The organism is Mesorhizobium sp. WSM4830, from assembly GCF_055811495.1.
On record NZ_JBVVQI010000007.1, the window covers coordinates 229922 to 242247 of the forward strand.

A 12326-nucleotide genomic window follows, 5' to 3' on the forward strand; every position below is an offset into this window, starting at 1 on the left:
GTTGCGCCGCGTGGCTGGTGGTTCGAAGTTTACTGGAACACCTTGTCCGGTGAGTCGAGGCTGTCCGAGCCCTCGAAGGCTATGGCATTGAGCTTCAGGGTACCGACGGCGCGTTCGATCGACTTGGTCTGATCGACCAGCGCGTCGATCGCCGCCTGCACGGTGGCATTGCCTTCCGTGTTGCCTTCTCCGATCTGCTGGTCATAGGCCTCGCCGGCAAGTGCCCGCGCCTTGATGGCCTCCATCTTGGCGACGGTGACGTCCAGCTTAGCCGACAATTCCTTGTCGATCGCCGGATCGGCTTGCCTGACCATGTCGGCCACCGACGGCCCCTCGACGACCGTGCCGTCAAGCCGCGTGTAGCTGCCGTGATAGGCGGCACGGATGCCGATCGCGTCATAAAGATGGGAGTTGTAGGTGTTGTCGGAGAAGCAATCGTGCTCCTCTTCCGGATCGTGCAGCAAGAGGCCGAGCTTCATCCGCTCGCCGGCGAGCTCGCCATAGGACAGCGACCCCATGCCGGTGAAGATGATCGAAATGGCGGCGTTCGGCTCGCCATCGACAAGGTTCTTGCGGGCGGCGCCGCCTTCCTTCCAGTCGTCGACCATATCCTTTAGATCGGAAACCAGAAGGTCGCTCGCCGATTTCAGGTACTGCGCCCGGCGGTCGCAATTGCCGCCGGTGCAATTGGTGAGGTCGTAATCGGTGTAGGGCCGCCCGCCGGCGCCCGGGCCGGTGCCGTGCAGGTCTTGCCCCCAAAGCAGGAATTCGATGGCGTGATAGCCGGTCGCCACATTGGCCTCGATACCGCCGGCTTCCTGCAGCGTGCCGGAGAGGAACTCCGGCGTCAGATTGGCGGCGTCGACCTTCTTGCCGTTGATCTCGATCGACTTGTTGGCGATCACATTGGCGGTATAGAGCGCGTTGGCGTCCGACTCGGTGCCGTAGCTCTTGGCGACATAGTCGATCAAGCCCTCGTCGAGCGGCCAGGAGTTCACCTTGCCTTCCCAGTCGTCGACGATGGCATTGCCGAAGCGATAGACTTCGGTCTGCTGATAGGGAACGCGCGACGCCTTCCAGGCCTCGCGCGCGGCGTTCAGCGTTTCGGCGGATGGCTTGGCGAGCAGCGCGTCGACGGCCTTGTCGAGCGCTTCGGCGGTGATCAGCGAATCCTCGTATTTGGCGAGCGCAATATCGGAATAAGTCTTGATGACCGCCTTGGCATCGGTTTGCGCCTTCGCCGGCAGCACGAACACCGCTGCTGTAAGCATCGCGGTGGCGCCGATCGCCGCTAGCCTGCCGCCATACCGTGCCGTGATCATCGTTCTCATGACTGTCTCTCCTCGGGAATCAATGAAATACCGGCGCCGCGGCGGGCAGCTGCCAGCGGGCAAAGAAGGGTCGCGCCATCGCGCGGTTCGCGGAAGAAAGACACCGAAATGCCTCCAATCGAAAGGGTTCAAGGCCCAGACATCAAAGGGATGCGCTGACGCGCGAGCTTCCATAAAACGGCGAAGACGCCGGATGTCAACTGGCGGCGGAGAAAAAATTCAATTGAAACAACAGTTTAGAATTATTCTAAACTAGAACTGTCAACTTTAACACCGACGTATGAGGAATGCCGGCGCATGACGCAGTTGACAGGCGGCCGTTCCGGGTGCGACCCGGATCGGCGCTCTTGCGGCGGCGCCGGACAATCGCCACTTGGCGGGACGTCCTAGATTTGGATGAGGAATCGGGCTGTTATGAAGAACGGGGTCGTCATTGTCGGTGCGGGTCATGCGGGCGTGCAAGCGGCCGCCAGCCTGCGCGAAGAGGGCTATGATGCCCCGGTGATCCTGGTCGGCGATGAAAACGAATTGCCCTACCACAAGCCGCCGCTGTCGAAGACCTTCATCAAGGATCAGCAAGCAAAGCCGCAGCCGTTGCGCGGCGAGGCTTTTTATACCGGCAGCGCCATCGACTACCGGCCAGGCATCCGGATCGAGCGCATCGATGTAGGCGGCCGCAGGCTGGAGATATCGGGCGGCGGCGTGTTGCCGTTCGAGCGGCTGATCCTCGCCACCGGCGCGCGGCCGCGCCTGCTGCCGCTGCCGGGTTCGGAGCTTTCCGGCGTTGTGTCGCTGCGCTCGCTCGGCGATGCCCGCCTGATCCGCGAATTGAGCGCGCAGAGCGAGGAGGTCGTCATCCTCGGCGGCGGCTTCATCGGCCTGGAGATTGCCGCGACGCTCACCGCGGCCGGCCGTAAGGTCACCGTGGTCGAAGCGGTCGACCGGCTGCTCGGCCGCGCCGTGGCGCCGGTCATCGCCGGCCATGTGCGCCAGCGGCTGGAAGCCACCGGTGTGCGCATCCTTACCGGCACCACCATCGAACGGCTGGAGGGCGAGAACGGCCGTGTTTCGGCTGCAATCACCTCATCCGGCGAAAAATTGCCGGCGCAGATGGTCGTCATCGGCATCGGCGTCGTGCCGAATGTCGAATTGGCCGAAGCCGCCGGCATTGCCATCGCCAACGGCATCCGCGTCGACCAGCAGATGCGTACATCGGTGCCGGAAATCCTCGCTATCGGCGACGCCGCCTCCTACCGGCACTGGTTCACCGGCGGCGAGGTGCGGCTGGAATCGGTGCAGAACGCCACAGACCAGGCGCGGCTCGCCGCTCGGACCATCGTCGGCCATGCCGAAAATTATTCGGCGGTGCCGTGGTTCTGGTCCGATATCGGCGACATGAAGCTGCAGATGGTCGGCCTGATTTCGGGCGGCGACAGCCATGTCGTGCTGGGCGACGTGGCCGAGAACAAATTCTCGATCTACCACTACGCCGGAAGCCGGCTACTTGGCATCGAGTCGGTCAATCGGCCGGGCGACCATATGCTTGGCCGCAAGATGCTCGGCGCCGGCTTTTCGCCGTCGCCGCAGACTGTCGCGGCCGGGGCCGACGGGCTGAAGGCGGCGCTCGCCGCCTTCGAGCAGGCAGAGCCTGCAAGAGCGGCGGGATAGCTCTAGGCGAGGCGGGCTTCGCGGATCGAGCTTTCCAGGATGTCGAGCGCCTCGTTCATGACGCCATCCTGGATGGTGATCGGCGCGAGGAAGCGGATGACGTTGCCGTAGACGCCGCAGGTGAGCAGGATCAGGCCCTTGTCGAGCGCCTTCAGCCGGACCGCATTGGCGAGTTCCGGCGACGGCAAGCCCTTCTTAACATCGTTGAACTCGACCGCGTTCATGAAGCCGGGGCCTCTGATATCGACGATCTCCGGCGCTTCGTCGCGGATCGATTGCAGGCGCTGCTTCAGACGGTTGCCCAGCGTGTTGGCGCGGTCGCAGAGCTTCTCTTCGTCGATGACGTCAAGCACGGCATGCGCCGCGGCAACGCCGATCGGGCTGCCGCCATAGGTGCCGCCGAGCCCGCCGGGGTTCGGCGCATCCATGATCTCGGCACGCCCGGTGACCGCCGCCAGCGGGAAGCCACCGGCCAGGCTCTTGGCCATGGTGGTGATGTCGGCTGCCACCTCATGGTGGTCCATGGCGAACATCTTGCCGGTGCGGGCAAAGCCGGTCTGCACCTCGTCGGCGATCAGCAGCATGCCGTGCTGGTCGCAGATCTTGCGCAATGCGGTCACGAAGTCGCGTGGCGCCTCGTAGAAGCCGCCCTCGCCCTGCACCGGCTCGACGATGATCGCGGCGACGCGGGCCGGATCGACGTCGGCCTTGAACAGCCGGTCGAGCGCAGCCAGCGAATCAGCGACCGACACGCCGTGCAGCGCCACCGGGAACGGCGCATGGAAGACATCCGCCGGCATGGCGCCGAAGCCCACCTTGTAGGGCACGACCTTGCCGGTCAGCGCCATGCCCATGAAGGTGCGGCCGTGAAAGCCGCCGGAAAAAGCGATGACCGCCGGCCGGCCGGTGGCGTTGCGGGCAATCTTGATGGCATTCTCCACCGCCTCGGCGCCGGTGGTGACGAAAATCGTCTTCTTGTCGAACTTGCCGGGCAGCATGCCGTTCAGCCGTTCGGCCAGCCTGATATAGCTCTCATAGGGCACGACCTGGTAGCAGGTGTGGGTGAAGCGGTCGAGCTGCGCCTTGACCGCTTCGATCACCTTCGGATGACGGTGGCCGGTGTTGACGACAGCGATGCCGGACGAGAAATCGATGTAGCGGCGGCCTTCCACATCCCAGATCTCCGAGTTTTCGGCGCGATCGGCATAGATCTGCGTGGTCATGCCGACGCCGCGCGAAATCGACTGGCTCTTGCGTTCGGAAATGGCTGAATTTGTCATCGTATCCCTCACCGGGCCGGCGCCCGCTCTCGTTTGATGGCTGTCGAGACTCTTCTGAGCTTATTTCAGGTTTTCCTCAAGTTGGCAGCATCGCCGGGCGATTGGGCCTGCCGATGCCGGTGTCGGCAGCCGAACGCCCGCCGCTCATGCCGTCCTGACAAATCCTTCGCTCGCCCGAAGCAGATTGCGCGTGTAGTCCTCGGTGACGCGGCGCTCGACGAGATCGCCGGCGGTGAGGTGCTCGACCGCTTCGCCGTTCTGCATCACCATCAGCCGCTCGCACATGTGGGTGATGATGGCTAGGTCGTGGCTGACCATCAGGAAGGCCAGCTTGCGCCGCCGCCGGATCTCCTCCAGCAGGTTCAGCACCTCCGCCTGCACCGAAGCGTCGAGCGCGGAGGTCGGCTCGTCGAGCAGCAGGATCGACGGTTCCAGGATCAGGGCACGGGCGATCGCCACGCGCTGGCGCTGGCCGCCCGACAATTGATGCGAATAGCGGAACCGGAAACCGGTGCCCAGGCCGACCTCGTCCAGCGCCCGCTGGATGCGCTTTTCGCCGTCGGCAAAGCCGTGAATGGCGAGCGGCTCCTGCAGCAGGCGGTCGACGGTCTGGCGCGGGTGCAGCGAGCCGTACGGGTCCTGGAACACCATCTGCACCTCGCGGTAAAACGCCTTGTCGCGGCGCGCGCCGAGCGTTTTGCCGTTGACGGCAATAGTGCCCGATGCGGCGGGCGCCAGGCCGGCGATTGCCCTGAGCAGCGTCGACTTGCCGGAGCCGGACTCGCCGACGAGGCCGAACGATTCACCGGATTGCACCTCGAGGCTGACGCCTTTCAGCGCGCGGAAGCGGTCGAACATCACCTCCAGCCTGTCGACGGAAAGGGCTGCCGTCATGCCGCCCACTCCGGCTTGCGGTCGAGTACCGGCAGCGGGTGGCGGTCGGCGCCGATCTTGGGCATGCAGTTGAGCAGGCCGCGCGTATAGGGATGCTGGGCACGGCCGAGCTCGGAGGCCTTGAGCTGTTCGACCACCTTGCCGGCATACATGACGATGACACGATCGCAGAAAGACGAGACCAGGCGCAGGTCGTGCGAGATGAAGATCAGCCCCATGCCGCGCTCGCTGACGAGCCGGTCGAGGATGCCGAGCACGTCGAGCTGCACGGTGACGTCGAGCGCCGAGGTCGGCTCGTCGGCGATCATCATTTCAGGCCCGGCGATCAGCATCATGGCGATCATGGCGCGCTGGCCCATGCCGCCGGAAACCTCGTGCGGATGCAGGTCGAAGACACGGGCCGGATCGCGGATCTGCACAGCCTCCAGCATGGCCAGCGCGCGGTCGCGGGCTTCGGCCCTGGAGACCTTCTCATGCGTACGCAGCGTCTCGACGATCTGGCGGCCGATGCTCATCACCGGGTCGAGCGAATATTTCGGATCCTGCAGGATCATGGCGATACGCTTGCCGCGCAGCGCGCGGCGCTCGCGCGGCGAGGCGGCCAGCAGGTCGATGCCGTCAAAAGCGAGCGTCTTCGCGGTCACCTCGGCCTGCGGCGGGGTGACGCCCATGATGGCGCGGCCGGTCTGCGACTTGCCCGAACCGCTCTCGCCGACGATGCCGAGCCGCTCGCGGCCGAGCGAGAACGAAACGCCGCGCACCGCCTCGATCAGGCCGGTGCGCGTCGGGAAGGTGACGCGCAGGTCGTCGACTTCGAGAAGTGTGCTCATTGGTCGCCGCTTCGGGGATCGAGCGCGTCGCGCAGGCCGTCGCCGAGCAGGTTGAAGCCGAGGCTGACGATGAGGATGGCAAAGCCCGGCGCGCCTGCAACCCACCACTGATCGAGCACGAAGCGGCGGCCCGATGCGATCATCGCGCCCCATTCAGGCAGCGGCGGCTGCGCGCCGAGGCCGAGGAAGCCGAGGCCGGCGGCGGTCAGGATGATGCCGGCCATGTCGAGCGTCACCCTGATGATCAGCGAGGAGATGCAGAGCGGCATGATGTGGCGAAGCACGATGCGGAACGGCGAGGCGCCCATCAGTTGAACGGCCTTGATGTAATCGGAATTGCGCACCGTCAGCGTTTCGGCGCGCGCGATGCGGGCATAGGGCGGCCACGAGGTGATGGCGATAGCAAGCACGGCGTTTTCGATGCCAGGGCCGAGTGCGGCGACGAAGGCCAGCGCCAGGATCAGCTTCGGAAAGGCGAGAAAGATGTCGGTGATGCGCATCAGGATCGCATCGGTCCAGCCGCCGGAGTAACCGGCGACGGTGCCAACCAGCAGGCCGATGGGCGCGGCGATGATGGCAACCAGAACAACGACGTATAGTGTCCAGCGCGAGCCGAAGATGATGCGCGAATAGATATCGCGGCCGAGATCGTCGGTGCCGAACCAGTGCGCCGCACTTGGCGCCAGCAGCCGCGAGCCCTTGAGGTCGCCGAATGTCGGCGAATAGGGCGCCAGCACATCGGCGAAGGCTGCGACCAACAACAAGGCGATGATGATGAGCAGGCCGAGAAACGCCAGCCGGTTGGCGGAGAAGCGCCGCCAGGCCACATAGGCGCGGCCGAGCCTTGCCTGCACGCGCGACGCCGGCCGCTCGCTGAGCAGCCAGTCGCGGCGGGTTTGAATCGCTTCTGCGCTCATCCTGCCTTGGTCCTCATGCTGCCTTGGTCCTTGGGTCGAGCACCCGGTAGAGCAGGTCGGACAAAAGATTGATGCCGATGAAGACCGAGCCGATGATGATGGTTCCGCCAAGCACGGCGTTCATGTCGGCGTTCTGCAGCGAGTTGGTGATGTAGAGGCCGATGCCCGGCCACGAAAACACCGTCTCGGTCAGCACCGAGCCTTCCAGCAGCCCGGCATAGGACAGAGCGATCACCGTAACCATCGGCACCGCGGCGTTGCGCAGCGCATGGCCCCAGATGATGCGCGTTTCCGACAGGCCCTTGGCGCGCGCCGCAACGATGTATTCCTGGGTGAGTTCGTTCAGCATGAAGGAGCGCGTCATGCGGCTGATGTAGGCGAGCGAGAAATAGCCGAGCAGCGAGGCAGGCAGGATGATGTGGCGGAAGGCATCGGCAAATACGTCCCACTGCCGCTGCCAGAGTGCATCCAGCAGGTAAAAGCCGGTAATCGGCGTGAACGTGTATTCGTAGACGACGTCGAGGCGGCCGGGAAAGGCGACCCATTGCAGCTTGGCGTAGAACAGCACCAGCGCCAGCAGCCCCAGCCAGAAGATCGGCACGGAATAGCCGACAAGGCCGATGATGCGCACGACCTGGTCGATGATGCTGCCGCGCCGCACCGCGGCCAGCACGCCGAGCGGCACGCCGATCACCGAACCGATCAGTGTCCCCAGTGTCGCCAGTTCGAGCGTCGCGGGAAAGGCGCGGCGAATATCGGTCATCACCGGATTGGTGGTCAGCACCGAGGTGCCGAAATCACCGTTCAGCGCATGTTTGACATAGATGTAGAACTGCTCGACCAGCGGCAGGTCGAGGCCCATTTCGCGGCGCGTGCGTTCGACGACATTGGCCGGCGCCCGGTCGCCGAGCACCGCCAGCACCGGGTCGATCGGGATCACGCGGCCGATGAAAAAGGTCACGGCGAGCAGACCGAGATAAGTCGTTATCGCGATGACCAGGAACCGGGCGATCGATGAGGCCACGGCAACGGCGCGGGCGCCGCCGCGCCCTGCCGTCACTTCGCTTTCAGCCACACTCATACGGCGCGTCCGCCGCCGTCACTCCTTCGAGACGGGGCCGACGAAGTTGGTGTCGAAGCTCGGGCCGAGTGCAAAGCCCTTGAGGTTCTTGCGCAGGCCGGCCACTTCCAGCTGCTGGTGGATGATGACGAAGGGGCTGGTGTCGAGGATCTTCTTCTGAAGATCCTGGTACATTGCGGCGCGCTTTGCCGCGTCCTTCTCGAGCAGGGCCGCTTCCGTCTGCTTGGTCAGGTCCGGAATGTCCCAGGCGTTGCGCCAGGCCAGCGTCTTGGTCTTGCCTTCATCCGAATTGTCGGGGTTGCTGGCGAAGGTCTGGGCGTTGGAGTTCGGGTCGAAATAGTCCTGGCCCCACTGGCCGATATAGATGTCGTGGTTGCGGGCGCGGTATTTGGTCAGCGTCTGCTTGCCGTCGCCGGGGATGATCTCCAGCTTGATGCCGGCCTGTCCCAGCGTCTGCTGGATCGATTCCGCCATGCCCGTCGTCGGCTGCCCGGTGCGCACGTCCATTGTAACGCTGAAGCCGTCGGCGAGGCCCGCCTTGGCAAGCAGTTCCTTGGCCTTGGCGACGTCGAGCTTGAACGGGTTCTCGTCCAGTTCGCCGAGCACGCCCTTGGGCAGGAAGGTCTGATGGATCTCGCCGATGCCCTTGAGGATGGTCGAGCTCAAGGCGTCGTAGTCGACCAGATATTTGAAGGCCTGGCGAACCTCGGGCTTGGCGAGATTCGGGTTCTTCTGATTGAGGCTGATGTAAAAGACCGTGCCCTTCGGCGCTGAGGTGGTGGTGAGGTCGGCATTCTTGGCGATCGCGTCGAGATCGTTCGGCTCGAGATTGCGGGCAACGTCGATGTCGCCGGCTTCCAGCGCCAGGCGCTGGCCGGAGCTTTCCTTCATGTTGCGATAGATGACCCGGGCAAGCTTTGCCTTTTCACCGTTGTAATTGTCGTTGCGCTCGAGGACGACGGCCTCGTTGGCTCGCCATTCGCGCAGCTTGAAAGCGCCGGAGCCGGCATAGCCGGTCTTCAGCCAGGCATTGCCGAAATCATTGTCCCATTTGTAGTCGGCGCTCGGCGTGACCGCGGCGACATGCTCCTTGACCAGCTTGGCGTCGACGACCGAGGCGACCGTCGCCGACAGGCAGTTCAGCACGAAGCTCGGCGCATAGGCCTTGTCGACGGTGAACTGGAACGTCGTATCATCAACAGCCTTGGCCTTCTCGGTGACGTTGCCGCCATCGATGCCGAACTGGCCGATGATGAAGGCCGGGCTCTTGTCGAGCTTGATGGCGCGCTCGAACGAATAGGCGACGTCCGCCGCCGTGATCGGATTGCCGGAGGCGAATTTGAGGCTGGGCTTGAGCTTGAACGTGTAGGTCAGGCCGTCGTCGGAGACGCTCCAGCTTTCGGCGAGATCGCCTTTGACCTTCGAGGTGTCGCTGAGGTCGAGGCGCACCAGGAGATCGTAGGTGTTGCCGGTGATCTCGGCGGTCGACAATTCGAATGCCTCGCCCGGATCCATGGAGATGATGTCGTCGATGGCGAAACCCTCGACCAGCGTGTCGGCGGGCGTGACCGCGAAGGCAGGCGCACCGGCCAGAAGCAGCGCGGACATGGCCGCGCCCGCGAGCAAGAAGCGGGAGCGTAGAGCAAACTTTTCCATCATCATATTAACTGTTCCCTGTTTTTGTTGACCTGAGTTCCCGGCTCAGGGTTGTGGCATTTCTTGCCGCGTCGAACGGTGATCCCCGGACCGTTGTCTTGGCAATTTTTTGTGCAGTTCCGGTTCACCATATCCGGCGGTTTCGAGCGCGGCAACGAGCATTTGCAGAACCGTCGATTGGGCCAGACCGGCGGTGCGAAAACCCGGCTATTTCAGCGCGGTAACCATCTCGGCGTCGGGAAAGCAGGTGGCGGAACGGCCGTTGCTGGCCTGCCATTTGCCGATCGAGCGGCGCGTCTTGAAGCCGGGCAGGCCGTCGGCGCTGCCGACATCGTAGCCCTTGGCCTCCAGCGCCCGCTGCAGGGCGGCGATGTCGGAGCGGTAGAGCCCGCCGACCGCGCCCCAATTGCCCGAGAAATTGCTGTCGCCATGGGCGATGCGATCGGCACCATGGCCGATGAACAGGGCATAGAGATCGCTGGTGTTATACTGCTTCAGCACGTAGAAATTGGGGGTGACGATGAAGGCCGGGCCGCTGCGCCCGGCCGGCATCAAAAGAAAGCCCTCGGCCTTCAGTTCGCTCGCCGGAAACGGTTTTCCCGACACACGCCTGATGCCCATACCAGCCCATTGCGAAATTTTCTTGCCCTGGTCGGGACCTTCCAGCGAGCACGAGACGCTGTCCGGCACCGTCACCTCGAAGCCCCAGCCGCGGCCCCTGACCCAGCCATAATGCACGAGATAATTGGCGATCGAGGCCAGTATGTCGGGCGTCGAACTCCAGATGTCGGTGCGACCGTCGCCGTCGAAATCGACGGCATGCTTGAGGAACGATGTCGGCATGAACTGCGGCTGGCCGAGCGCACCGGCCCAGGACGATTTCATCGCACCGACCGGGGCAAGCCCGCGCTCGACGATCTCGAGCGCCGCCAGGAGCTCGGTGCGGAAGAATTCCTTCTTGGTCGACATGAACGCCTTGGTACCCAGCACTTCGAAGGCGTCATAAGGCATCTTCGCCGCGCCGAAGCCGCTCTCGCGGCCCCAGATCGCCAGCAGCACTTCGCCGGGCACGCCGTAGCGTTTCTCGATCGCGGCCAGTGTGCTCGCATTGGCCGCCTCGCGGGTGCGGCCGCCGGCGGTCACCGCACGGACTATCTTTTCGGCGAAATAGGCGCCGGGCGAACCGAATTCGGCCTGGTGCTGTTTCTGCGGCGTCGTCGCCTTCTCGCCCGGCTTCACCAGGTCGGGCAGCTTGAGGTTCGGCTTGACGCCGTCGAAGGCGGCATCGAAGGTTTTCCTGGAGATGCCTTTGGCCTTGGCTTCGGGCCAGAGGTCGTTGCCAAGCCAGGCGCGGAACTGGTCGTCGATCTTTGCCGCGGAGGCCGGGGTGGCGAGGAGGAAGGCAAAGAGGACTGCGAGAAAGATCGCCAATCCGCAAAGCCGACGTTCTGTCGCGCCCCCCTCTGTCCTGCCGGACATCTCCCCCACCTGGGGGGAGATTGCCAGCTTTGACGGCGGCGCCTTTTCTCCGGCTTTGAAGGTTAGCGAAAGCCGGCGTGACGTCCGATCTCCCCCCTCGTGGGGGAGATGTCCGGCAGGACAGAGGGGGGCGCGACAGAAGGCAATCATCTCAGAACTACCCTTCCCCGCAACTCGCCTCAAAACACCGTCCGCGAGCGCAGTGCGGCGGCCAGCGTGCCTTCGTCGAGATAGTCGAGCTCGCCGCCGACCGGAACGCCATGCGCCAGGCGCGTCACCTTGATGTTGAAGCCGGAAAGCTGGTCGGTGAGGTAGTGCGCTGTGGTCTGGCCCTCGACGGTGGCGTTGACGGCGAGGATCACTTCCTTGACCTCGCCGCCGGCGACGCGATCGACCAGCGAACGGATGTTGAGCTCATCGGGACCAATGCCGTCGAGCGGCGACAGCGTACCGCCGAGCACATGGTAGCGCACGTTCATGGCTGTCGCCCGCTCCAGCGCCCAAAGGTCGGCCACGTCCTCGACGACGATGAGCGTAGTGGGGTCGCGGCGCGGGTCGGTGCAGATCATGCATGGATCCGAGGTATCGACATTGCCGCAGGTCGAGCAGATGCGCACCTTGTCGACCGCCTCGCCCATGGCGGCAGCGAGCGGCGCCAGCAGCTGCTCCTTCTTCTTGATGAGGTGGAGCGCGGCGCGCCGTGCCGAACGCGGACCGAGCCCCGGCACCTTGGCCAGCAGCTGGATCAGGCGTTCGATCTCGGGACCGGCGATTCGCTTCGACATCGCACCGGTTTAGACCATGATCCCGAAAAGTGGAAACCGGTTTTCGGAAAAGATCATGATCAAACAAGACGATAGAGCCCCATTCCGATCTATCGGAATGATCGGGCTCTAGGATTTTTCAACGGGTTTTGGAACACTGCTAGACGCGCGCTGTTCAACGCGCAAAGAGGCAATCGCTTAGGTTTGCGCCGCCCCTCATTGCCCTGCCGGGCATTTCTCCCCGTATAGTGACGGGGAGAAAGGGCCAACCGCGACCTCGGCACCCTTTTTGCAGCGCCGGAAATTGGCGAAGTCCTTGGCAAAGGCGTCCTTCTCCCCGTCACTATACCTATCGCATTCACACATCTGGGTTGCGCTTTGCGGCGAAGCTCGATTCTATTTCGGCGGGAAAGCCGAAGGAGGATT

The 12326-nt window shown here is 64.0% G+C and carries 10 protein-coding genes; 1 reads left to right on the forward strand and 9 read right to left on the reverse strand.

From position 1 onward, the window contains the following. Positions 1–29: 29 nt before the first annotated feature. Positions 30–1322 (reverse strand): imelysin family protein, encoded by a 1293-nt coding sequence (locus AC0L2Y_RS12430; protein WP_473556449.1) that lies wholly within the window; start codon positions 1320–1322, stop codon positions 30–32. A gap of 423 nt (positions 1323–1745) precedes the next feature. On the opposite strand from AC0L2Y_RS12430, the gene AC0L2Y_RS12435 reads away from it, so the two are divergent. Beyond that, positions 1746–2999: an NAD(P)/FAD-dependent oxidoreductase gene (locus AC0L2Y_RS12435; RefSeq protein ID WP_473556405.1), complete on the forward strand. Its 1254-nt coding sequence runs from the start codon at positions 1746–1748 to the stop codon at positions 2997–2999. A 2-nt stretch (positions 3000–3001) separates the two neighbouring features. On the opposite strand, the gene AC0L2Y_RS12440 is transcribed toward AC0L2Y_RS12435, so the two are convergent. From AC0L2Y_RS12440 to recR, 8 genes are all read right to left on the reverse strand, one after another. Continuing rightward, on the reverse strand, positions 3002–4279 hold the full coding sequence (locus AC0L2Y_RS12440) for a 4-aminobutyrate--2-oxoglutarate transaminase (RefSeq protein ID WP_473556408.1): 1278 nt from the start codon (positions 4277–4279) through the stop codon (positions 3002–3004). A gap of 144 nt (positions 4280–4423) precedes the next feature. Next, the gene (locus AC0L2Y_RS12445) at positions 4424–5173 is read right to left on the reverse strand and encodes an ABC transporter ATP-binding protein (RefSeq protein WP_473556410.1); all 750 of its coding nucleotides are present in this window, start codon (positions 5171–5173) and stop codon (positions 4424–4426) included. Continuing rightward, positions 5170–6003: an ABC transporter ATP-binding protein gene (locus AC0L2Y_RS12450; protein ID WP_352664307.1), complete on the reverse strand. Its 834-nt coding sequence runs from the start codon at positions 6001–6003 to the stop codon at positions 5170–5172. The genes AC0L2Y_RS12445 and AC0L2Y_RS12450 overlap by 4 nt, the downstream gene beginning before the upstream one ends. Next, entirely contained in the window at positions 6000–6920 is a 921-nt protein-coding gene (gene nikC, locus AC0L2Y_RS12455; protein WP_473556413.1) for a nickel transporter permease, read from the reverse strand. Before nikC ends, AC0L2Y_RS12450 begins: the two co-directional genes overlap by 4 nt. 13 nt (positions 6921–6933) lie before the next feature. Continuing rightward, the gene (locus AC0L2Y_RS12460; protein WP_473556416.1) at positions 6934–8001 is read right to left on the reverse strand and encodes an ABC transporter permease; all 1068 of its coding nucleotides are present in this window, start codon (positions 7999–8001) and stop codon (positions 6934–6936) included. Between the two features lie 18 nt (positions 8002–8019). Continuing rightward, positions 8020–9663: an ABC transporter substrate-binding protein gene (locus AC0L2Y_RS12465; RefSeq protein WP_473556418.1), complete on the reverse strand. Its 1644-nt coding sequence runs from the start codon at positions 9661–9663 to the stop codon at positions 8020–8022. Between the two features lie 201 nt (positions 9664–9864). Beyond that, positions 9865–11136, reverse strand: coding sequence for a lytic murein transglycosylase (locus tag AC0L2Y_RS12470; protein ID WP_473556421.1), 1272 nt, complete (start codon positions 11134–11136; stop codon positions 9865–9867). Between the two features lie 179 nt (positions 11137–11315). Beyond that, on the reverse strand, positions 11316–11921 hold the full coding sequence (gene recR, locus AC0L2Y_RS12475; RefSeq protein WP_473556422.1) for a recombination mediator RecR: 606 nt from the start codon (positions 11919–11921) through the stop codon (positions 11316–11318). Between the last annotated feature and the right edge of the window lie 405 nt (positions 11922–12326).

Bases quoted from the DNA above. Each gene is read 5' to 3' on its own strand.
- AC0L2Y_RS12445 (WP_473556410.1), bottom strand. From the start codon at position 5,173: ATGACGGCAGCCCTTTCCGTCGACAGGCTGGAGGTGATGTTCGACCGC.
- AC0L2Y_RS12460 (WP_473556416.1), bottom strand. From the start codon at position 8,001: ATGAGTGTGGCTGAAAGCGAAGTGACGGCAGGGCGCGGCGGCGCCCGC.
- AC0L2Y_RS12465 (WP_473556418.1), bottom strand. From the start codon at position 9,663: ATGATGATGGAAAAGTTTGCTCTACGCTCCCGCTTCTTGCTCGCGGGC.
- AC0L2Y_RS12430 (WP_473556449.1), bottom strand. From the start codon at position 1,322: ATGATCACGGCACGGTATGGCGGCAGGCTAGCGGCGATCGGCGCCACC.
- AC0L2Y_RS12435 (WP_473556405.1), top strand. From the start codon at position 1,746: ATGAAGAACGGGGTCGTCATTGTCGGTGCGGGTCATGCGGGCGTGCAA.
- AC0L2Y_RS12440 (WP_473556408.1), bottom strand. From the start codon at position 4,279: ATGACAAATTCAGCCATTTCCGAACGCAAGAGCCAGTCGATTTCGCGC.
- recR (WP_473556422.1), bottom strand. From the start codon at position 11,921: ATGTCGAAGCGAATCGCCGGTCCCGAGATCGAACGCCTGATCCAGCTG.
- nikC (WP_473556413.1), bottom strand. From the start codon at position 6,920: ATGAGCGCAGAAGCGATTCAAACCCGCCGCGACTGGCTGCTCAGCGAG.
- AC0L2Y_RS12470 (WP_473556421.1), bottom strand. From the start codon at position 11,136: ATGTCCGGCAGGACAGAGGGGGGCGCGACAGAACGTCGGCTTTGCGGA.
- AC0L2Y_RS12450 (WP_352664307.1), bottom strand. From the start codon at position 6,003: ATGAGCACACTTCTCGAAGTCGACGACCTGCGCGTCACCTTCCCGACG.